Source organism: Methylobacterium sp. Leaf399 (assembly GCF_001424525.1).
Lineage (GTDB): Bacteria > Pseudomonadota > Alphaproteobacteria > Rhizobiales > Beijerinckiaceae > Methylobacterium.
Window position 1 is genome coordinate 1 of record NZ_LMQK01000023.1, and the last position, 20,542, is coordinate 20,542.

Annotated in this window: 20 protein-coding genes and 1 pseudogene; 12 read left to right on the forward strand and 9 right to left on the reverse strand. The window is 69.2% G+C overall.

Annotated features, from left to right (window positions below):
- The 7 genes and pseudogenes from tuf to ASG40_RS11200 form a co-directional block, all read right to left on the reverse strand.
- Positions 1–1,189 (reverse strand): elongation factor Tu (tuf, locus tag ASG40_RS11175; protein WP_055886325.1); only part of this gene is annotated, 1,189 nt, incomplete at its 3' end.
- Positions 1,190–1,257: 68 nt separating this feature from the next.
- Positions 1,258–1,364 (reverse strand): annotated as a pseudogene (locus ASG40_RS22395) (GTP-binding protein); the annotation flags it as partial.
- Between the two features lie 65 nt (positions 1,365–1,429).
- The gene (gene fusA, locus ASG40_RS11180) at positions 1,430–3,505 is read right to left on the reverse strand and encodes an elongation factor G (protein ID WP_055885336.1); all 2,076 of its coding nucleotides are present in this window, start codon (positions 3,503–3,505) and stop codon (positions 1,430–1,432) included.
- A 30-nt stretch (positions 3,506–3,535) separates the two neighbouring features.
- Complete coding sequence (gene rpsG / locus ASG40_RS11185) at positions 3,536–4,006, reverse strand: 30S ribosomal protein S7 (RefSeq protein ID WP_055885340.1); 471 nt, start codon at positions 4,004–4,006, stop codon at positions 3,536–3,538.
- Between the two features lie 96 nt (positions 4,007–4,102).
- Complete coding sequence (gene rpsL / locus ASG40_RS11190; RefSeq protein WP_055885344.1) at positions 4,103–4,474, reverse strand: 30S ribosomal protein S12; 372 nt, start codon at positions 4,472–4,474, stop codon at positions 4,103–4,105.
- Positions 4,475–4,900: 426 nt separating this feature from the next.
- The gene (locus tag ASG40_RS11195) at positions 4,901–6,091 is read right to left on the reverse strand and encodes an FAD-dependent monooxygenase (RefSeq protein ID WP_055885347.1); all 1,191 of its coding nucleotides are present in this window, start codon (positions 6,089–6,091) and stop codon (positions 4,901–4,903) included.
- A 17-nt stretch (positions 6,092–6,108) separates the two neighbouring features.
- Positions 6,109–6,366 (reverse strand): zinc-finger domain-containing protein, encoded by a 258-nt coding sequence (locus ASG40_RS11200; protein ID WP_055885358.1) that lies wholly within the window; start codon positions 6,364–6,366, stop codon positions 6,109–6,111.
- Between the two features lie 181 nt (positions 6,367–6,547).
- Between ASG40_RS11200 and map the strand changes: the two genes are divergently transcribed.
- From map to ASG40_RS11260, 12 genes are all read left to right on the forward strand, one after another.
- A complete protein-coding gene (gene map / locus ASG40_RS11205; RefSeq protein WP_443136614.1) occupies positions 6,548–7,375 on the forward strand; it encodes a type I methionyl aminopeptidase in 828 nt (275 codons plus the stop codon).
- A gap of 11 nt (positions 7,376–7,386) precedes the next feature.
- Complete coding sequence (radC, locus tag ASG40_RS11210; RefSeq protein WP_055885363.1) at positions 7,387–8,106, forward strand: RadC family protein; 720 nt, start codon at positions 7,387–7,389, stop codon at positions 8,104–8,106.
- A gap of 210 nt (positions 8,107–8,316) precedes the next feature.
- Entirely contained in the window at positions 8,317–9,756 is a 1,440-nt protein-coding gene (locus ASG40_RS11215; protein ID WP_055885366.1) for a circularly permuted type 2 ATP-grasp protein, read from the forward strand.
- 105 nt (positions 9,757–9,861) lie between these two features.
- A complete protein-coding gene (locus ASG40_RS11220; RefSeq protein WP_055885369.1) occupies positions 9,862–10,806 on the forward strand; it encodes an alpha-E domain-containing protein in 945 nt (314 codons plus the stop codon).
- A 37-nt stretch (positions 10,807–10,843) separates the two neighbouring features.
- Positions 10,844–11,671: a transglutaminase family protein gene (locus ASG40_RS11225; RefSeq protein ID WP_055885372.1), complete on the forward strand. Its 828-nt coding sequence runs from the start codon at positions 10,844–10,846 to the stop codon at positions 11,669–11,671.
- A 41-nt stretch (positions 11,672–11,712) separates the two neighbouring features.
- Positions 11,713–12,462: a hypothetical protein gene (locus tag ASG40_RS11230; RefSeq protein WP_055885375.1), complete on the forward strand. Its 750-nt coding sequence runs from the start codon at positions 11,713–11,715 to the stop codon at positions 12,460–12,462.
- Between the two features lie 82 nt (positions 12,463–12,544).
- The gene (locus ASG40_RS11235) at positions 12,545–13,804 is read left to right on the forward strand and encodes an adenylate/guanylate cyclase domain-containing protein (RefSeq protein WP_055885377.1); all 1,260 of its coding nucleotides are present in this window, start codon (positions 12,545–12,547) and stop codon (positions 13,802–13,804) included.
- Between the two features lie 232 nt (positions 13,805–14,036).
- Positions 14,037–15,254: a glycine oxidase ThiO gene (thiO, locus tag ASG40_RS11240; protein WP_443136608.1), complete on the forward strand. Its 1,218-nt coding sequence runs from the start codon at positions 14,037–14,039 to the stop codon at positions 15,252–15,254.
- Positions 15,251–15,463 carry a sulfur carrier protein ThiS gene (gene thiS / locus ASG40_RS11245; protein WP_055885381.1) on the forward strand — a complete coding sequence of 71 codons (213 nt, stop codon included), beginning with the start codon at positions 15,251–15,253 and terminating at the stop codon, positions 15,461–15,463. The genes thiO and thiS overlap by 4 nt, the downstream gene beginning before the upstream one ends.
- Positions 15,464–15,467: 4 nt before the next feature.
- The gene (locus tag ASG40_RS11250; RefSeq protein WP_055885383.1) at positions 15,468–16,253 is read left to right on the forward strand and encodes a thiazole synthase; all 786 of its coding nucleotides are present in this window, start codon (positions 15,468–15,470) and stop codon (positions 16,251–16,253) included.
- 10 nt (positions 16,254–16,263) lie between these two features.
- Positions 16,264–16,914 (forward strand): thiamine phosphate synthase, encoded by a 651-nt coding sequence (locus tag ASG40_RS11255; RefSeq protein WP_055885385.1) that lies wholly within the window; start codon positions 16,264–16,266, stop codon positions 16,912–16,914.
- Between the two features lie 279 nt (positions 16,915–17,193).
- Positions 17,194–17,409 (forward strand): hypothetical protein, encoded by a 216-nt coding sequence (locus tag ASG40_RS11260; RefSeq protein WP_055885388.1) that lies wholly within the window; start codon positions 17,194–17,196, stop codon positions 17,407–17,409.
- A 59-nt stretch (positions 17,410–17,468) separates the two neighbouring features.
- On the opposite strand, the gene ASG40_RS11265 is transcribed toward ASG40_RS11260, so the two are convergent.
- Both ASG40_RS11265 and ASG40_RS11270 read right to left on the reverse strand, forming a co-directional pair.
- Entirely contained in the window at positions 17,469–18,338 is an 870-nt protein-coding gene (locus tag ASG40_RS11265; protein ID WP_055885391.1) for a hypothetical protein, read from the reverse strand.
- An 88-nt stretch (positions 18,339–18,426) separates the two neighbouring features.
- A complete protein-coding gene (locus ASG40_RS11270; protein ID WP_055885395.1) occupies positions 18,427–20,484 on the reverse strand; it encodes a M3 family metallopeptidase in 2,058 nt (685 codons plus the stop codon).
- Between the last annotated feature and the right edge of the window lie 58 nt (positions 20,485–20,542).

Consider the following 20,542-nt stretch of genomic DNA (forward strand, 5'->3'; position numbering starts at 1 on the left):
AGTCGTTGATGGCGGCGACGACGCCGGCGCCGACGGTGCGACCGCCCTCGCGGATGGCGAAGCGCAGCTTCTCTTCCATGGCCACCGGCACGATCAGGGTGACGTCCATGGTCACGCTGTCACCCGGCATCACCATCTCGGTGCCCTCGGGCAGCTCGCACACGCCGGTCACGTCCGTGGTGCGGAAGTAGAACTGCGGACGGTAGTTGGTGAAGAACGGCGTGTGGCGGCCGCCCTCCTCCTTGGTCAGGATGTAGGCCTCGGCCTTGAACTTGGTGTGGGGCTTGACCGAGCCCGGCTTGCACACGACCTGGCCGCGCTCGACGTCCTCGCGCTTGGTGCCGCGCAGGAGCACGCCGACGTTGTCGCCGGCCTGGCCCTGGTCGAGCAGCTTGCGGAACATCTCGACGCCCGTGACCGTGGTGGTCTGGGTGTCGCGGATGCCGACGATCTCCACGGTCTCGCCGACCTTGACGATGCCGCGCTCGACGCGACCGGTCACCACCGTGCCGCGGCCCGAGATCGAGAACACGTCCTCGATCGGCATCAGGAACGGCTTGTCGATCGGACGCTCCGGCTGCGGGATGTACTCGTCGACCGTCTTCATCAGCGCGATGACGGCGTCGTGGCCGACGGCCTTGTCGCCGTTGTCGAGCGCCACCTTGGCCGAACCCTTGGTGATCGGGATGTCGTCGCCGGGGAAGTCGTACTTCGAGAGGAGCTCGCGCACCTCCATCTCGACGAGCTCGAGGAGCTCGGCGTCGTCGACGAGGTCGACCTTGTTGAGGAACACCACCAGCGCCGGCACGCCGACCTGGCGGGCGAGCAGGATGTGCTCGCGGGTCTGGGGCATCGGGCCGTCGGCCGCCGACACCACCAGGATGGCGCCGTCCATCTGCGCCGCACCCGTGATCATGTTCTTCACATAATCCGCGTGGCCGGGGCAATCGACGTGGGCGTAGTGCCGGTTGGCGGTCTCGTACTCGACGTGGGCGGTCGAGATCGTGATGCCGCGCGCCTTCTCCTCGGGCGCCTTGTCGATCTGGTCGTAGGCCGTGAACGTCGCCCCGCCCGACTCGGCCAGGACCTTCGTGATCGCCGCCGTCAGCGACGTCTTGCCGTGGTCCACGTGACCGATCGTGCCGATGTTGCAATGCGGCTTCGTGCGAGCAAACTTCTCTTTGGCCATTGCCGAGATACCGGGTGGCGGCGCCCAACATCTGAGCGTCCGCCCGGACGGCGGAACGATCACGGCCNAGGACCTTCGTGATCGCCGCCGTCAGCGACGTCTTGCCGTGGTCCACGTGACCGATCGTGCCGATGTTGCAATGCGGCTTCGTGCGAGCAAACTTCTCTTTGGCCATCGTAGCCTCCGTCTATCTCAGGTGTTTCGGGTGATGCTGCAGCGGTCCGGAAAAGGCGGGAAGCCTTAAGCGTACTTCGCGACGACCTTCTCGGCCTCGCCGCGCGGCACCTCTTCGTAATGGTCGAACTGCATCGTGAAGTTGGCTCTGCCCTGCGAGAACGAGCGGAGCTGGTTCACGTAGCCGAACATGTTGGCGAGCGGCACCATCGCGTTGATGACGTTCGCGTTGCCGCGCATGTCCTGGCCCTGGATCTGGCCACGGCGGGAGTTGAGATCTCCGATCACAGAACCGGTGTACTCCTCCGGGGAGACGACCTCGACCTTCATCACCGGCTCGAGCAGCACCGAGCCACCCTTCTGGAGCGCCTCGCGCAGGGCCGCACGGGAAGCGATCTCGAAGGCGAGCGCCGAGGAGTCGACATCGTGGTAGGCGCCGTCGACGAGCTCGACCTTGATGTCGACCACCGGGAAGCCGGCGAGGATGCCGGCACCCAGGACCGAATTCAGGCCCTTTTCGACGCCCGGGATGTACTCCTTGGGCACCGTGCCGCCGATGATCTTCGAGGAGAACTCGAAGCCCTTGCCCGGCTCGTTCGGCTCGACGACGAACTTCACCCGCGCGAACTGGCCTGTACCGCCGGTCTGCTTCTTGTGGGTGTAGTCGATCTCGGTCCGCTTGGTCAGCTTCTCGCGGTAGGCGACCTGGGGCGCACCGATGTTGGCGTCGACCATGTAGGTGCGGCGCAGGATGTCGACCTTGATGTCGAGGTGGAGCTCGCCCATCCCGCGAAGGATGGTTTGGCCCGACTCCTGGTCCGTCGAGACCCGGAACGACGGGTCTTCGGCGGCGAGCTTGGCCAGGGCGATGCCGAGCTTCTCCTGATCGGCCTTCGACTTCGGCTCGACGGCGATCTCGATCACCGGCTCGGGGAATTCCATCTTCTCGAGGATCACGGCCTTCTGGGGATCGCACAGGGTGTCACCGGTGCGGGTGTCCTTGAGGCCGGCGAGCGCCACGATGTCGCCCGTGAAGGCTTCCTTGACGTCCTCGCGGTTGTTGGCGTGCATGAGAAGCATGCGGCCGACACGCTCCTTCTTGTCGCGCGACGAGTTGATGACGTTGGCGCCCGACTCGATCTTGCCCGAGTAGACGCGGCAGAACGTGATCGTGCCAACGTGGGGATCGTCCATGATCTTGAAGGCGAGCATGGAGAAGGGGTCGCTGTCGGACGGATGCCGGACGATCTCTTCCTCGGTCTTGAAGTCGAGGCCCTTGATCTCGCCGCGGTCGGCGGGAGACGGAAGGTACTCGACGACGGCGTCGAGCAGCGGCTGGACGCCCTTGTTCTTGAAAGCGGAGCCGCACAGCACGGGATGGAACGCGCGGCGCTGCACGGCGGTGCGGACCAGGCGATGCATCGTCTCGGCGTCGGGCTCGACACCGTCGAGGTAGGCCGACATGGCGTCGTCATCCATCTCGACGCAGGCCTCGACGAGCTTGATGCGGTATTCCGCAGCCTGATCGACGAGGTCGGCCGGGATTTCGGCCTCCGCGAAATCCGCGCCGAGCTTCTCGGAGGTCCAGACGATCGCCTTCATCTTGATGAGGTCGATGACGCCCTTGAAGCTCGTCTCCGAACCGATCGGCAGCTGCAGGCACACCGGCTTGCCGGCGACGCGGTCGATGATGTCGGCGACGCACTTGAAAAAGTCGGCGCCGACCTTGTCCATCTTGTTGACGAACACGACACGCGGCACATCGTACTTGTCGGCCTGGCGCCAGACGGTCTCGGTCTGGGGCTCGACGCCCTGGTTGCCGTCGAGCACGCAGACCGCGCCATCGAGCACGCGCAAGCTGCGCTCGACTTCGATGGTGAAGTCGACGTGGCCGGGGGTGTCGATGATGTTCAGGCGCTTGTCGCGCCAGAAGCAGGTGGTCGCGGCGGAGGTGATCGTGATGCCACGCTCCTGCTCCTGCGTCATCCAGTCCATGGTCGCGGCGCCGTCGTGGACTTCGCCGATCTTATGGGACTTGCCGGTGTAGTAGAGGATCCGCTCGGTGGTCGTGGTCTTGCCGGCGTCGATGTGCGCCATGATACCGAAGTTGCGGTAGTCCTCGATCGCGTGCGTGCGGGGCATCGGATTGCTCCTGAAAGGGTCCGGGGCCGCTTACCAGCGGTAGTGCGAGAAGGCGCGGTTGGCTTCCGCCATCCGGTGGGTGTCTTCCCGCTTCTTGACCGCGTTGCCACGGTTGTTGGCGGCATCGAGGAGTTCGGCCGACAGGCGCTCGACCATGGTGCGATCGTTGCGCGAACGGGCGGCCTGGATCAGCCAACGGATGGCCAGCGCCTGACGGCGCTCGGTCCGGACTTCGACGGGCACCTGGTAGGTGGCGCCACCGACGCGGCGCGAACGCACTTCGATCGCCGGAGCGACGTTCTCGAGGGCGGCCCGGAACACCTCGATCGGGTTCGTGCGGGAGCGGTTCTCGACGATGTCGAACGCGCCGTACACGATGCCTTCGGCGATCGACTTCTTGCCCTCGTACATGATCGAATTCATGAACTTGGTCAGGACGATGTCGCCGTACTTGGCGTCCGGGATGATTTCGCGCTTTTCGGCAGAATGGCGGCGGGACATCGCTCGCTCCGTATCGGTCTAAGGTCTTGGAACCACCCCGCGCAGGCCGCCTCAGCCTTCAGGGCCGGCGACATCCTTACGGGGTGCGCGAAAGTCTTACTTGGGACGCTTGGCGCCGTACTTCGAACGGCGCTGCTTGCGGCCCTTGACGCCCTGCGTGTCGAGCACGCCGCGCAGGATGTGATAGCGCACACCGGGAAGATCCTTCACGCGGCCGCCGCGGATCATCACCACGGAGTGCTCCTGAAGGTTATGTCCTTCGCCCGGGATGTAGCCGATGACCTCGAAGCCGTTGGTCAGACGAACCTTGGCGACCTTACGGAGCGCGGAGTTCGGCTTCTTCGGGGTCGTCGTGTAGACGCGGGTGCAGACGCCACGCTTCTGCGGGCAGGCGTCGAGGGCCGGAACCTTGTTACGGGCCTTCTGCGCCTTGCGCGGCTGGGCGATCAGCTGGTTGATCGTCGGCATGCCAATCCTCTCGCAACGCATCGCCTCGTGGCGACCGTCGAATCTTCCATCTCGTGCCGTCTGCCGCAGGGATGCGGCGAAACGCAAAACCGCGCCCCAGGCTGCGATCAGCCTTTGGCGCGCCGTTGCAAGCAGAGGATCACGGATACCGATCCGCGGTCATGCCAAGCTGACACGTGTTCGTCGTTTGAATGTCGGTCGCGTTTAGGCGGTCTGGATCAGGGCTTTTGAGAAAGCACTTCGATCGGCTACCGCCTACGGCCAGCCGTTCAGTGAGGGTCTGTTAGAGGGGGATTCGCCGCGCGTCAACCGCGAAGTGTGACCGCGGACACTGGCAGAGCGAGGTTATCGGACGATGACCGGCATCGCGGCCGCCTTACTTTCGGCCGATCCGGAAAGGCGATCGGCGTCGACATCGGCGTTGCGTCACGGCCGGCCGTCGGGCGTCCATCCGTAGAGCCAGGCATAGCGTTCCGTGAGGCGCGCCGGTGTCATGCGGCTCATCACGGCGTTTCGGGCGAGCCGCGTGAGGCCGCCGGCATGATAAGTTCGGCCGTTGCCACGGGCGGCATCGCGCACTCTGCGGACCCTGGCGCCGCGCTCGCGGGCGTATGCATCGAGGGCGGCCGGGACCTCGGCCTGGCGGAGCGTGCGGGCGATGACCGCGGCGTCCTCGATGGCGAGGGCGGCGCCCTGGGCCAGGAACGGCAGGATCGGATGGGCCGCGTCGCCCAGGAGCGCGATGCGGCCCCTCGCCAGGGGCCTTGCCGCCGGTCGGTCGACGAGGGACCAGACGAGCCAGGAATCGGGGATGGCGAGCAATGCGGCCAGGGGTGGGGCGGCCCCGTGCAGCCGGGCACGCAGGACCGCCGGTTCGCCGAGTCGCCCCCAGCCTTCGCTGCCGAGCTTCTCGGGGATCACCGCAACGATGTTGATCTGCTGGCCGCGCCCGATTGGATAATGCACCACGTGGTGGCCGCGGCCGAGCCACAGGCCCGTTTCGTCGGACTGGAACTCCTCCGGGGCGGCCTCGCGCGGAACGAGCGCGCGCCAGGCCGCCTGGCCGCAGGCCTGCAGGGGCCTGGCGTCGAGGTGCTGGCGCAGGCGCGAGCGTACCCCGTCGGCGCCGATGGCGAGATCGGCCTCGAACATATCGGTGCGGCTTCCGTGCCCGCTCTCCAGGGTGAGGGTGACGCTGGTGTCGGTCTCGGCGATGGCGGTGACCTCGCGCCCCACCATCAACCGGATGCCGGCGCGGCTGCGCACCGCATCGAGGAGCAGCGTCTGCAGGTCGGCCCGGTGGATGACGTAGTAGGGTGCGCCGAACCGCTCCTTCAGCGAGGCCCCGAGCAGGACGCCGCCGAGCGTGCGGGCGCTCGCCAGGTCGCGCACCGTCACCTGCGGCGGCAGGTCGGCGGCCCGGCGCAGGGCGGCGGACAGGCCGAGGTCGGCGAGCACGCGGCTGGCGTTGGGCGACAGCTGCAGGCCGGCCCCGACCTCGCTGAACCCGGTGCGCCGCTCGATCAGCGTCACCGAATGGCCTTCGGCGTCGAGGGCGAGGGCCGCGGTGATGCCGCCGATGCCGGCTCCGACGATGGCGATGGTACGGGCGGTCACGGGGGAGATCGCGGTCCCTAGCCGAGGGCCGCGGTCGCTTTGTCGTCCCAGACGCAGGCGGCGGGATCGGCCTGGTCGGCCTTGAGGCCGGCACGGAACCGGTACAGCGTCGAGCAGTACTGGCAGATGATCTCGTGGTCCGCGCCCATGTCGAGGAAGACGTGCGGATGGTCGAAGGGCGGCTTGGCGCCGATGCACATGAATTCGTGCACGCCGACATGGACGACCGCCACGCCGGGGTCGTTGTGGAAATGCGGTCTGCCTGCGTCAGCCATCGCGCCGTCCTGCCCGTGTGTCCTGCCCGTGCGAGGGTCCGCTCGCGGAGCCCCGGCCGCCACCGCTCTACCCGCTCGGATCGGTCAATCCTAGCCCGCAGGCGGGTTGGCGCCGGGATCGGCGCATCCTACAGTGCGGTCCTGACGCGCCGCCGCCCTTGAAGACGTTCGAACATCCATGATGCAGCAGGATCAAGCGAAGGCCGAGACCGGCCGGCGCGTACCCGAACCGCCGATCTACGGTCCCGACGGCTTTGCCGGCATGCGCCGCGCGGGCCGGCTCACGGCCGAGGCCCTCGACCTCCTGATGGAGGCGACGGTGCCAGGGGTGACCACGGAGGCCCTCGACCGGCTGGCCTACACCTTCGCGATGGACCACGGCGCCTACCCGGCCTCGCTGCTCTACCGCGGCTATCCGAAGTCGATCTGCACCTCGATCAACCACGTGGTGTGTCACGGCATCCCCAACGACAAGCCCCTGCGCGAGGGCGACATCGTCAACCTCGACATCTGCCTGATCCTCGACGGCTGGCACGGCGATTCGAGCCGGATGGCCTACGTCGGCGAGGTGCCGCGCAAGGCCGCGCGCCTCGTCGAGATCACCTACGAATCGCTCATGCGCGGCATCGCGGCGATCAAGCCGGGCGGCACCACCAGCGACATCGGCCGGGCGATCCAGACCTTCGCGGAGGCCGAACGCTGCTCGGTGGTGCGCGATTTCTGCGGCCACGGCCTCGGCCGCAGCTACCACGACGCGCCGACCATCCTCCATTACGTCGAGCCGAGCTACGACGTGACCCTGCGGCCGGGACAGTTCTTCACCATCGAGCCGATGATCAACCTCGGACGGCCCGCGGTGAAGATCCTCTCCGACGGCTGGACGGCCGTGACGCGGGACAGGTCGCTGTCGGCCCAGTTCGAACACACGATCGCGGTGACCGAAACCGGGGCCGAGATCTTCACCCTGTCGCCCACGGGGATGCACAAGCCGGTCGACATCGGCGCCTGAGGCGGGTGGCGATGAAGCCCGGCCTGCCCTCCGGCCGCGATGCCCCCGCCGCCGAGGACCCGCAGCATTACCTCGGCCACCGCGAACGCCTGCGCGCCCGCTTCGCGCAGGCCGGGGCGGATGCGCTGCCCGATTACGAACTCCTGGAGCTCGCCCTTTTTCGCGCCATTCCGCGGCGGGACGTGAAGCCGCTGGCCAAGGCGCTGATCCGGCGTTTCGGCAGCTTCGCCGAGGTGGTGAGCGCCGAACCGGCGCGGCTGTCCGAGATCGAGGGCGTCAGCGCCGGCGTCGTGGCCGACCTCAAGCTCATCGAGGCGGCGGGCCACCGTCTCGCGCGCGGGGCCATCGCGGCCCGGCCGCTGCTGTCGTCGTGGGCCGCCCTGATCGAATACTGCCGGGCGACCATGGCCTTCGCGCCCCGCGAGCACTTCCGCGTGCTCTTCCTCGACAGGCGCAACCATCTCATCGCCGACGAGGTCCAGGGTCGCGGCACCGTCGACCACACCCCGGTCTATCCCCGCGAAGTGGCGCGCCGGGCGCTGGAGCTCTCCGCCACCGCCATCATCCTCGCCCACAACCATCCCTCCGGCGATCCGACGCCGTCGGCGGCCGACATCCGCATGACCCGCGAGATCGTCGCCGTGCTCGATCCCCTCGGCATCGTCGTCCACGACCACGTCATCCTCGGGCGAGATGGCCATGCCAGCCTCAAGGGTCTCAAGCTGATCTGACAATCCCGTGGCCCCGGCCGGGTCGCCGGAACGCGGCGGCCCGGCCCGGGTTCATCCTCGGCGGGACAGGTTGTGGTGGCGCCCGGCGGGCGCTCGGCTAGGATGAAACCAACCGTACCGCCGGCCCTTCGCCGGCGGCGTCGCGCACCGGCCGCCGCCCTCGGATGGCGCGCCTCTTGCGACGAAGCGGGCGATCAAGGGGAGGCGCGAATGGCGCTCAACGCGTACGACGAGATGAACGGCTTTGCCGTGGACGGCATGAGCCCAGCGGCGGTGCGCGAAGCCTATGGCAACCTCAAGTCCTGGCTCGAGACGACGCCGCCGGAGCATTTCAACACCCGCCGCAGCCAGGCCGAGCTGCTGTTCCGGCGCATCGGCATCACCTTCGCGGTCTACGGCGCCAACGAATCCACCGAGCGGCTGATCCCGTTCGACATCATCCCGCGGGTGATCACCAAGCCGGAGTGGGGCTTCCTGGAGCGCGGTCTCAAGCAGCGCGTCACCGCCATGAACGCCTTCCTGAAGGACATCTACAGCGCCCAGGAATGCATCAAGGCCGGCATCATCCCGGCCGACCTCGTCTACCGCAACCCGCACTACCGGATGGAGATGCGCGCCTTCTCGGTTCCGCACGACCTCTACGTCCAGATCGCCGGCATCGACATCGTGCGGACCGGCGAGAACGACTTCTTCGTGCTCGAGGACAACGCCCGCACCCCGTCCGGCGTCTCCTACATGCTCGAGAACCGCGAGGTGATGCTGCGCCTCTTCCCGGAGCTGTTCTCGCGCCATCGCGTGGCGCCGGTGGAGAACTATCCCGACGCCCTGCTCGCGACCCTGAACAGCCTCGCGCCATCGACCGCGACCCGCGACCCCACCGTGGTGCTGCTCACCCCGGGGCGCTACAATTCGGCCTTCTACGAACACTCGTTCCTGGCCGACAAGCTCGGCGTCGACCTCGTGGAGGCCTCCGACCTCTTCACCAAGGATGATGTCGTCTACATGCGCACCACCGAGGGGCCGCGCCGGGTCGACGTGATCTACCGCCGCCTCGACGACGACTTCCTCGACCCACTGGTGTTCCGCCCCGATTCGGTGTTGGGCGTACCCGGCCTGATGAACGCCTATGAGCGCGGGACCGTGACGCTGGCCAACGCGGTCGGCACCGGCATCGCCGACGACAAGGCGGTCTACAGCTACATGCCGGACATCATCAAATTCTTCACCGGCGAGGAGCCGATCCTGCACAACGTGCCGACCTATCGCTGCCGCGAGAAGGAGGCCTTCGCCTACGTCATGGACAACCTCGCCGAACTGGTGGTGAAGGAGGTCAACGGCTCGGGCGGCTACGGCATGCTGGTCGGCCCCCATGCCACCAAGCGCGAGATCGAGGATTTCGGGAAGAAGCTGCGGCACGCGCCGGACGGCTTCATCGCCCAGCCGACCCTGGCGCTGTCGACCTGCCCGACCTTCGTGGCCTCCGGCGTCGCCCCCCGCCACGTCGACCTGCGCCCCTTCGTGCTATGCGGCGCCGACGAGATCCGCATCGTGCCGGGCGGCCTCACCCGCGTGGCGCTGAAGGAGGGCTCCCTCGTGGTCAACTCCAGCCAGGGCGGCGGCACCAAGGATACCTGGGTGCTCGACGCCTGACCGACACCGCCCCACGGGCGCACACGACGCCATCGGCTGCCTCCCGGCGAGGCAGTCCACTCCAGACTTCGGCCACCCTCCGCGCCGGCCCGCTTCAGGACACCCATGCTCTCCCGGACCGCCGATAACCTGTATTGGCTCTCGCGCTACGTCGAGCGGGCGGAGTTCGTCGCCCGCATCCTGGACGCCGCGCATCGCCTCGCCGCCCTGCCCTCGAGCTACGGCGGCGGCGAGACCAACGAGTGGGCCTCGGCCCTGGCCTCGGCCGGCGACCCGGAGGTGTTCAAGCCGCTCTACGGCGGGGTGAACGAGGCCACGGTCTGCAACTTCCTGGCCTTCAGTCCGCACAACCCGTCCTCGATCCGCTCCTGCATCGAGACCGCCCGCGAGAACGCCCGCAGCGTCCGCACCGCGCTGACCTCCGAGATGTGGGACGCGATCAACGGCGCCTGGCTCGAGCTGCGCAACTACGAAGGCCGCGACCTCAACCGCGAGGAGTTCTCGCACTTCCTCGACTGGGTGAAGGGTGTCTCGCTGGCCTTCGACGGCTCGGCCTATCGGACCATGCTGCGCAACGACGCCTATTGGTTCACGCGCCTGGGCACCGCCATCGAGCGCGCCGACAACACCGCCCGCATCCTCGACGTGAAGTACCGCATCCTCCTGCCGGACACCGAGCGGGTCGGCGGCAGCCTCGACTACTTCCAGTGGACGACGATCCTGCGCGAGGTCTCGGCCTTCAACGCCTACCATTGGGTCTACCGCGAGAGCGTCAAGCCGCTGCTGGTGGCCGACCTCCTGATCCTCAACCGGCAGATGCCGCGATCCCTCGCCAATTGCTACGGCATGCTCGTGGAGCACCTCGACCTCGTCGCCGACGCCTACGGCCGGCGCGGGGCCAGCCAGCGCCTGGCCAGCAACACCCTCGCCCGGCTCGAAGGCGAGAACATCGAGCGGGTGTTCAATTCCGGCCTGCACGAGTTCGTCACGGCCTTCATCGCCGAGAACAATCGCCTCGGCGCGGCGGTCATCGAGCAATATCTGGTGTAGGGTCGAGGCCTGAAGCCCGCGCGACCAAGGTTCCCGCATGCGCATCCGCGTCTTCCACGAGACCCAGTACACCTATGAGCAGCCGGCCCGCGGACTGATCCAGGTGCTCCGGCTGCGGCCGCGCGACCACGACGGGCAGTACGTGCGCCGCTGGCGCATCGAGCCGTCGGTGGATGGCCGCATCAGCGAGCGCGAGGACGGCTTCGGCAACATCGTCCACTGGTTCACGGCCGACGATCCCGCCGATGCCCTCACCATCCGGGTCACCGGCGAGGTCGACACCAACGAGATGCACGGCATCGTCCGCGGCACGATCGAGCGCCTGCCCGACGTGTTCTACCTGCGTGACTCCGATCTCGCGATGGCCAACCCCGAGATCCAGGCCTTCGCCAGGACCGTGGCCGCCGACGGCGATCCGACGCCCCTGTCGCAGCTCCATCGCCTGATGGCGGCCGTGAACGAGACCGTCGCCTATACGCCGGGACCGGCCAGTGCCAGCACCACCGCGGCCCGGTCGTTCGAAGCCGGCAAGGGCGTCTGCCAGGACCATGCCCACATCTTCATCGCCGCGGCCCGGTTCCTGGAGATCCCGGCCCGCTACGTCTCGGGATACTTCCACCGGGGCGACGGTGTCGTCGACCAGGAGGCCGGCCACGGCTGGGTCGAGGCCCTGGTGCCGGATCTCGGCTGGGTCGGGTTCGACCCGGCCAACGGCATCGCCACAACCGAGGCACACATCCGCGTCGCGATCGGTCTCGATTACCTGGGCGCGGCCCCGATCCGCGGCAGCCGCATGGGTGGCGGGACGGAAACGCTCGCCGTGACCTTGCGCGTCGAGCAGGCACAGGCTTCCGTCCAGTCCTGATTCCGGTATCGCGCCGGAGCGTTTGAGGGGAAAACCGGACCGTGACCTACTGCGTCGGGCTCCTCGTCGAGGACGGGCTCGTGATGATCGCCGATACCCGCACCAACGCGGGGCTCGACAACATCTCGACCTATCGCAAGCTCCACCACTTCAACGTGCCGGGCGAGCGCGTGATGATGCTGGCCTCGGCCGGCAACCTCTCCATCACCCAGTCGGTGCTGAGCATGCTCGCCGAGGGCGTCGACGACAAGGAGAGCGAGGCGCCCCAGACCATCCTGCAGCAGCCGACCATGTTCAAGGCGGCCCAGCTCGTGGGGCGGGCGATCCGCCGGGTGCGGGCGATCGAGCGCGAGGGGTTCGAATCGGCCAACCTGCGGATGGACGTGTCCTTCCTGTTCGGCGGCCAGATCGGCGCAGAGCCGATGCGGTTGTTCATGATCTACTCGGCCGGCAACTTCATCGAGTGCAGCCGCGACGCGCCGTTCCTGCAGGTGGGCGAGCACAAGTACGGCAAGCCGATCCTCGACCGGGCCGTGAAATACGAGACCGACCTCTACGACGCCCTCAAGGTCGGCCTGGTCTCGATGGATTCGACCATGCGCTCCAACCTCGGGGTGGGGTTGCCCATCGACATCGCGGTCTCGCGCTCGGGCTCCCTCGACACCGAGGTGAACTACCGGATCGAGGCCGGCGAGAGCTATTTCCACGACCTGCGCGAGCGCTGGTCGGCGGCCCTGCGCGCCGCCCATCGCGCGATCCCGCGCCCCCCCTACGGCCCGTCGGGGCGGTAGGCCGGACGCACAAGGTTTTCCCGCCACGGGAAACGCCGATTTCCCGGTTGCCTCGCCGGGGGGCGACAACCACCTAGGCCGTATGCTCGATCGTGGCCCGCCCCAACCGCCGCCGCCGACCGCCGATGCGGACGGGTCCGAGGCCAACGACGTTCCCTTCGGGGCGCTGCAGGCATGCGTCGCCCTGCGTGACTGGCTGCTGAGCGAAGGCGCGCGCCTGCCCAAGGCCGACGACCTCCTGGCGGGGCTGTCCGAGCGGCTGATCGACCTCGACGTGCCCATCGACCGGGCCACCACCGCGATCGATACCCTGCATTCGGAGTATTCCGGGATCGGCCGCTACTGGACCCGCAAGGACGGCCCGTCGGTGCGGCTGTTCCCGCACGGCGAGGCCTCCGACAAGGCCTATCGCGAGAGCCCATTCCTGACGGTCCACGAGACCGGCGAATGGCTCGTCCTCGACCTCGCCGAAACGCCCGAGGACCGCTACGCAGTCCTCCCCGAACTGAAGGCGGACGGCTACACCCACTACATCGTCGCGCCGCTGTTCTTCACCAACGGCACCCGCAACGGCATCACCTTCGCCACCCGTGCGCCGGAGGGGTTTCGCGACGAGGACATCGCGATCCTGCGCTTCGTCATGCCGACCCTGGCGGCGGTGATGGAGATGCGGATCGTCAACAAGACCCTCGACCAGGTGCTGCGCATCTACGTCGGCGACGAGCCTCATACCGCCATCCTCGCCGGGGACATCCGCCGGGGCCAGGTGCGCCGCATCCGCTCCGCGATCCTGTTCGCCGACATGCGCGACTACACCCGCATCTCCGCCGACATGACGCCCGAGGAGGCGGTGACGCTCCTCAACATCTTTTTCGATTGCCTCGTCCCGGCCATCGAGCGGGAGGGCGGCGAAGTCCTGAAGTACCTCGGCGACGGCCTTCTGGCGATCTTCCGCGAGCCCGGCGACGACCTCGGCAGTGCGGCCAAGGGCGCCCTCATGGCGGCCCAGAGCGCCCTGTCGGCCCTCGACGAGGCCAACGGCCTCGGCCGATTCGCCACGCCGGTGGCGGCCGGCATCGCCCTGCACCACGGCGAGGCGGCCTATGGCAACGTCGGCTCGGGCGCCCGGCTCGACTTCACTGTGATCGGTCGCGACGTGAACCTCGCCAGCCGGCTGGCCAAGCTCAACCGGCTGCTCGGGGAGCCGCTCCTGATGTCGAAGCCCTTCGTCGACTTCCTCTGGGGCGACCCGGAACCCCTCGGTCTCCATGCCCTGGACGGATTTCCCGAACCGATGGCGGTCTATCGCCCGGCCCGGCCGCTTTCGGCCCGAGGGGATTGACCGCGACGTGCGGCGGGACCACATCAGGGTCGTTCCAGGGAGATCCCCGACAAGGGGCTGAGACACCGATGAGCCCGTCCTTCACGGACGGGCGGCGCGGAAATCCTTCGAACCTGAACCGGCTCATACCGGCGTAGGGATTGGACCGCGGGCCCCGCGACAACGGCCCGGCTCGCTCGCCGATATGCGAGCGACAGGACACCAGTCTCCGCCGGTCGATGCGGAGAGAGTTGTGGCGGACCTGGCGACCATCATCGGATCACGCAGACCGACCGGGGAATCCTGGCCGGGCGTCGGCCTACCGCAGAGCACCGACGTCATCGTGGTCGGGGCCGGCGTCGTCGGCCTGTCCATCGCCTGGCGGCTCGCCGACGCGGGGCGGTCCGTGACGGTGCTGGAGCGATCCGAGGTCGGCGCCGGCGCGAGCCTGGCCGCCACCGGCATGCTGGCGCCCGCCGCCGAGCACGAGCCCGGGTCCGATCCGCTGCTGCCGCTCGCCCTCGACAGCCTCGCGCGCTGGCCGGCGTTTCGCGACGACCTGGAGGCGGCGTCCGGGCTCGACATCGACTACCGCACGCAAGGCACCCTCGTTCTCGCCATCGGCCGCGACGAGGTCGAGCGCCTGCGCTTCCGCCACGACCTGCAGACACGCTCCGGCATCCGGGCGCGCTGGCTCTCCGGCCTGGAGGTGCGCGAGCGCGAGCCGATGCTGCGCCCCGCCGTCACCGCCGGGATCCTGTGCGAGGACGACCACCAGGTCGATCCGCGCAAGGTGATGGCCGCGCTGATCCGCGCCTGCCGGGCCGCCGGCGTCGCCCTGGTGGCGCCCTGCCCGGCCCAAAGCCTCGACTGGGCCGGGGGACAGGTCCGCGGCGTCGTCACCGCGCAGGGGCGCATCGCCGCCGGGACGGTGGTCCTCGCCTCGGGCGCCTGGAGCGGCGAGCAGGGCCTGCTGCCGCCGGAGCTCGCGCTGCCGGTACGGCCGATCAAGGGTCAGGCGCTGGCGGTGAAGACCACGGCGCGCACCGGCACCCTCACCCACATGGTCTGGACCGAACAGGTCCACATGGCGCCCAAGGGCGACGGCGACCTCATCGTCGGCGCCACCGTGGAGGATTGCGGCTTTCGCGCCGGCCTCACCGCCGGCGGCCTCTATGCCCTGCTCGAAGGCGCCCGCCGCGTCCTGCCGGGGATCGAAGAGATGGAGATCGGCGCGGTCTGGAGCGGCTACCGCCCGACCTCGGACGACGACGCCCCCATCGTCGATCGCCTGGCGCCCGGCCTCGTGGTCGCCACCGGGCACCACCGCAATGGCTACCTCCTGACCCCGGCCACCGCCGACGCGGTGACGGCGCTCATCGACTCCGGCGCGGTCCCGGACTTCGCCCGCGGCTTCGGCCTCGGGCGCTTCGAGGCCGCGCCCCGACCGGGCATGAGGGTTCCGGCATGACCATCACGGTCAACGGCACGCCCCGGGACCACGCGGCGTCCGACCTCGAGGCCCTGTTCCGGATCGAGGCCGAGGAGGCCGGCATCGAGAGCGCACAGGGGGTGGCCATCGCGCTCAACGGGCGGGTCGTGCCCCGCCGCGACTGGGAACGCACACCGCTGGGCGACGGCGACCGCGTCGAGATCGTGCGCGCCATGCAGGGAGGATGAACCCATGAGCCCATCGACGAACAGCGACGATTTCCTGGTGATCGCCGGGGTGAGCCTCGCCTCGCGGCTGTTCATCGGCACCGCCGGCTATCCGACCCAGACCATCATGACCCAGGCTGTCGAGGCCTCCGGCGCCGAGGTGGTGACCGCCTCGATCCGGCGGGTCTCGCTCGAGGGGCATGGGTCCGACACGGTGCGGCGCCTGGCGGGCTACCGCTTCCTGCCCAACACCGCCGGCTGCGAGACGGCGCGCGACGCGATCCTCACCGCCGAACTCGCCCGCGAGGCCCTCGACACCACCTGGATCAAGGTCGAGGTCATCGGCGACCGCGAGACCCTCTACCCGGACGTCGCGGAACTGCTCGCCGCCTGCCGCCACCTCGTCGACGACGGCTTCACCGTCCTGCCCTATTGCAACGACGACCCGGTGCTGTGCCAGCGGCTCGAGGACATCGGCTGCGCCGCGGTGATGCCGATGGGTTCGCTGATCGGGTCGGGCATGGGCATCGCCAACCCGGCCAACCTGGAACTCATCTGTCGCCGCGCCGGCGTGCCCGTCATCGTCGATGCCGGCATCGGCACCGCCTCGGACGCGGTCATCGCCATGGAGCTCGGCGCCGCCGGCTGCCTCCTCAACACGGCGGTCGCCAAGGCCGACGATCCCGTGCGGATGGCGCGGGCCATGCGCCGGGCCGTCGAGGCCGGGCGCGACGCCCATTGCGCCGGCCGCATCCCGCGCCGCGGCCGGGCCGAGCCGTCGAGCCCGCAACTCGGGCTGGTCGGCTCGTGAGGCACCGGGAATGAAGCCGCTGCCGTCGCCGCTGCTCGTGGTGACGGACCGGGGGCCGATCCGCTCTCCCTCCGACCTCGCGCCGGCAGGAGCGCGCCTCCTCGCCACCGTCGAGGCGGCCCTGGAGGGCGGCGCGCGCTGGCTGTGGTTCCGCGAGAAGGACATGGCGTCCGGCGAGCGGCGCCGGCTGGCCGTCGCGGTGATGACCCGAGTGCGGGCCTTCGGTGGAACCTTCACCCTGGGCGGCGAGGCCGCAGCGGCGGTGGAGATCGGGGCCGATGGCGTCCATCTGCCCGGCGACGCGACGCAGGACGCGATCGCGGCGGCGCGCAGGGCCATGCCCGACGGCCTCGTCGGGGTCTCCGGCCACGGCGTGTCGGACATCGGGCGGGCCGCCGACGCCGGTGCCGATTACGCGACCCTGAGCCCGATTTTTCTCACCGCCAGCAAGCCGGGCTACGGCCCGGCGCTGGGCGTCGACGCGATCCGGGCGGCGTCGGGCTCCGGCCTGCCGGTGATCGCCCTGGGAGGCATCGCGCCCGCGCACGTCGCCGGCTGCCGCGGCGCCGGTGCGGCCGGCATCGCGGTGATGGGCGGCATCATGGCGGCGGACGACCCGGGCTCGGCCACGGCGCGCTACCTCGGTGCCTATAAAGGCTGACGCTGCGACCCGAGGTCTGCGCCGTCCGAGCCCGGAAGGCGGCCTCGGCACCGCCATCCGAACCGGCTGCCTTCTTCAATCACCACCCGTTAACGAAGACCTGAAGATCGTCGGGTGGGTGCGTCTTCGCACCGCGAACATTTGCGGGCACTGCAATAACGAATAAATCGTGAAGCTCTCGAACGATGTGGAACTTTTCAGCGGTTTCCCCATTATCCGCTGAGTGTCGTCGTCGCGTTCTCGAAATCTTTCTGGTGTCCCACAGGTCCGGTGACCGCAATGCCCGTTTTCGATGCCAAGAACCTCGACTCCGACACGGAAGGCTTCGCCCTCCTCGCCGCGATCCTGCACCCGACCCGTGAAGCCCAGGACCGTGCCCTGACGCACGGTCGCTGTCGTGCCGATCGCTCGGCTGCGCTCGCCGATCCGCTGACGATGGAGATGCGGTTTCCCCAGCGCGCCGGACAGACCGAGGCGGCGATCTCGACCTCCTAGGGCAGCTTGATCCGGACCGCCCGTCGTGACGGGTCGGTCCGTCTGCCTGTGCGGTTCGACTACCAATCCTGCGCTGTGATCACACCGTCCTTCGTTACGACGGCCCAAGCGCGGCCGCGACGCTCGATGGTCTCCACCCGACCGACTCCGGGCACCATGTCGCCACGCGCGACTTCCACGAGGCGCCGCTTGCGGTCCTCCAGGACGGCGATGCCGTCGTAGACCTCCCGAACCGCCCAGTTCGTCACCGCCGCCGTCTTCGGCTTGGTCTCGACCGCCCCCTTGGGATCGGCCAGCGACCCCGTCTGCACCGGCTCGGCTGGAGCGGCCTTGGCCGCCTGCGGCGCCACAGGTTGCGGCGCCGGGGCGGCGGGGACCGCGAGGCGCTTGTCGATGACCGCGCCGAGGCTGGCGATGCGAGCGGCCTGCTCGCGGTCGGACACGTCCTGTTTATCGGTCAACGCGACGAGGCGCGCGGCGATCGCCTGTTCCATCCGTGCGATCCGCTGCGAGACCTCGGCCCGGATCGCCTTGGCGTCCTCGGCCGCGCGTTCGCCGGACTGGCCGACCGTGGCGGCCAGCCGGCCGATCTGCGTGGCGATGCGAGCGGTCTCGCTGCGTCCCGCCTCGAGATCGGTCTTGATCGCCGACAGGGTCAGCGGGGCCGTGGCGTCGCGCGGGATGGTGAGGGCGGTGCCCCCCGCCCCGAGGATCAGGCCGATGCTGAGGGCGGCCCCGCCGACTGCCGCTGCGCGGGCGTCGACGAAGCCGAACGTCTTGCGCCGCAGGGCACGGGCGGCGGTCACCACCGGCGGCGCGTCGGGCCGGGTCTTGGCCGATCCCGAGACGGCCTGCTTGAGCAGAGCCTCGGCCGAGGCGCCGGCCGGGGTTGCAGACGGCGGCTTTGCCGCGACGACCGTATCCGTCATGAGAAACCGTCCCGATGAAACAGGTCTCCATCGTTAAGGACGTTTGTTTACCGAAGGGTTACCATGTTCGGCCGGCAAGCCCCCGGCCTCACGCGGCGAGGCCGCGCTGGCGCAGCAGCGGCGTGATGCTCGGCAGGCGCCCGCGGAAGGCGGTGTAGGCCTCCTTCGGGTCGCGCAGGTTGCCGGCACCGTAGACGTAGGTGCGCAGGCGCGCCGCCGTCTCGGGATGGAAGATGTCCCCGGCCTCGCGGAAGGCGTCGAAGGCGTCGGCGTCGAGCACTTCCGACCACAGGTAGCTGTAGTAGCCGGCCGCATAGCCGTCGCCCGAGAAGATGTGCGCGAAATGCGGGCTGCGATGGCGCATGGAGATCTCGGCCGGCATGGCGATGCGTTCCAGCGCATCCGCCTCGAAGGCCGCCACGTCGAGGCCGTCCTCGCCGGCGCTCGAGAGGTGCAGCGTCATGTCGACGATGGCCGAGGCGGTGTATTCCACCGTCGAGAAGCCCTGGTTGAAGGTGCGTGCGGCGAGCAGGCGCGCCAGCAGGTCCTCGGGCATCGGCTCGCCGGTGACGTAGTGCCGGGCGTGCTCGCGCAGGACCTGCGGCTGCTCGAACCAGTGCTCGTAGAGCTGCGAGGGCAGTTCCACGAAGTCGCCCGAGACGGCGGTGCCCGCCAGCAGCGGATAGGTCACGTCCGAGAGGAGCCCGTGCAGGGCGTGGCCGAACTCGTGGAACAAGGTGCGCGCGTCGTCGAAGGACAGGAGGGTCGCCTCCCCGGCCGGCGCCTTGGCGAAGTTCATCACGTTGACGATGATCGGCTTGACGTCGCCGATCAGGCGCTCCTGCGAGCGGAAGGCGCTCATCCAGGCGCCGCTGCGCTTCGAGGCGCGGGCGAAATAGTCGCCGATGAAGACGCCGACCTGCGACCCGTCGGCGTTGCGCACGCTCCAGGCGCGGATGTCGGGATGGTAGCGCGGGAACTCCGCCAGTTCCTCGAAGACGAGCCCGAACAGGCGCGAGGCGGTGTCGAAGGCCGCCGCGATGACCCCGTCGAGGGAGAGGTACGGCTTGATCTCGCCCTCGTCGAGGTTGTGCTCCACCCGCCGCAGCTTCTCGGCATAGAAGCGCCAGTCGTGGCGGGCGAGGGCGAAGTTGCCCCCTTCCGCCTGGACCAGGGCCTGGAGCCGGTCGCGCTCGGCCGCCGCACGGCGATGGGCGGGCGTCCAGACGTTGCGCAGGAGGTCCATGGCCGCGTCGGGGGTCCCCGCCATGGTGTCGGCGAGCTTGAAATGCGCGAAGCTCTCGAAGCCCAGGAGTCTCGCCCGCTCCGCGCGCAGGGCGACGATCTCGGCGATGATGCCGCGGTTGTCGTGGGCGCCGCCGCCCTCGCCGCGCCGGGTCCAGGCCTCGTAGGCGCGCTCGCGCAGGTCGCGGCGGGTGGAGAAGACGAGGAAGGGCTCGATCAGCGAGCGCGACAGGGTGATGACGTGGCCGTGCTCGCCGCCGCGCTCCTTGGCGGCGCTGGCGGCGGCGGCCTTCAGGAAGGGCGGCAGGCCGGCCAGGTCGTCCTCGCCGTGGAGGGGCAGGACGAAGCCGCTCTCGTCGGCGAGCAGGTTCTGGCTGAAGCTGGTGCCGAGCTCCGCCATGCGGCCGCTGATCTGCGCCATCCGTTCCTTGGCCTCGGGGGCGAGGTCGGCGCCCGACCGGCGAAAGCGGGTCCGGTAGCGGTCGAGGACGCGCCGCTCCTCCGGTCCCAGCGCCTCGGCGGTCTCGTCCACGCCGGCGATCCGGGCCCAGAGCCGGGGGTCGAGGTAGATCGCGCTGCCGTGGCGCGCCAGCCGCGGCGTGATCGCGCGCTCGACCGCCTGCAGCTCCGGATTGGTGTGGCTGCCGCTCAGGTTGAAGAACACCGAGGCGACCCGGTCGAGGGCCTGTCCGGCCGTTTCCATGGCGACGACGGTGTTGGCGAAGGTCGGCGCGTCCGGATGGCCGGCGATGGCCGCGATCTCGGCGGTATGGGCGTCCAGGGCCTCCTCGAAGGCCGGCAGGAAGTGCGCCGCCTCGATCCGCTCGAACGGCGGCAATCCGAAGGGGGTATCCCAGGCGGGCTCTGCGAACGGGCCGGAAAGGGTGGTGCTCGTGGTCATTGTCGTCCTTGGTCGTCCTGGCGGGATCGCGCCGCCGATGGCCCTGAAGGTAGAGGGG

Excerpts from the sequence above, each read along its gene's own strand:
- thiS (WP_055885381.1), top strand. The coding sequence starts at position 15,251 with ATGACCATCACGGTCAACGGCACGCCCCGGGACCACGCGGCGTCCGAC.
- ASG40_RS11215 (WP_055885366.1), top strand. The coding sequence starts at position 8,317 with ATGGCGCTCAACGCGTACGACGAGATGAACGGCTTTGCCGTGGACGGC.
- map (WP_443136614.1), top strand. The coding sequence starts at position 6,548 with ATGCAGCAGGATCAAGCGAAGGCCGAGACCGGCCGGCGCGTACCCGAA.
- ASG40_RS11250 (WP_055885383.1), top strand. The coding sequence starts at position 15,468 with ATGAGCCCATCGACGAACAGCGACGATTTCCTGGTGATCGCCGGGGTG.
- ASG40_RS11225 (WP_055885372.1), top strand. The coding sequence starts at position 10,844 with ATGCGCATCCGCGTCTTCCACGAGACCCAGTACACCTATGAGCAGCCG.
- rpsG (WP_055885340.1), bottom strand. The coding sequence starts at position 4,006 with ATGTCCCGCCGCCATTCTGCCGAAAAGCGCGAAATCATCCCGGACGCC.
- ASG40_RS11260 (WP_055885388.1), top strand. The coding sequence starts at position 17,194 with ATGCCCGTTTTCGATGCCAAGAACCTCGACTCCGACACGGAAGGCTTC.
- rpsL (WP_055885344.1), bottom strand. The coding sequence starts at position 4,474 with ATGCCGACGATCAACCAGCTGATCGCCCAGCCGCGCAAGGCGCAGAAG.
- ASG40_RS11255 (WP_055885385.1), top strand. The coding sequence starts at position 16,264 with ATGAAGCCGCTGCCGTCGCCGCTGCTCGTGGTGACGGACCGGGGGCCG.
- ASG40_RS11270 (WP_055885395.1), bottom strand. The coding sequence starts at position 20,484 with ATGACCACGAGCACCACCCTTTCCGGCCCGTTCGCAGAGCCCGCCTGG.
- ASG40_RS11220 (WP_055885369.1), top strand. The coding sequence starts at position 9,862 with ATGCTCTCCCGGACCGCCGATAACCTGTATTGGCTCTCGCGCTACGTC.
- radC (WP_055885363.1), top strand. The coding sequence starts at position 7,387 with ATGAAGCCCGGCCTGCCCTCCGGCCGCGATGCCCCCGCCGCCGAGGAC.
- ASG40_RS11265 (WP_055885391.1), bottom strand. The coding sequence starts at position 18,338 with ATGACGGATACGGTCGTCGCGGCAAAGCCGCCGTCTGCAACCCCGGCC.
- ASG40_RS11200 (WP_055885358.1), bottom strand. The coding sequence starts at position 6,366 with ATGGCTGACGCAGGCAGACCGCATTTCCACAACGACCCCGGCGTGGCG.
- fusA (WP_055885336.1), bottom strand. The coding sequence starts at position 3,505 with ATGCCCCGCACGCACGCGATCGAGGACTACCGCAACTTCGGTATCATG.
- ASG40_RS11235 (WP_055885377.1), top strand. The coding sequence starts at position 12,545 with ATGCTCGATCGTGGCCCGCCCCAACCGCCGCCGCCGACCGCCGATGCG.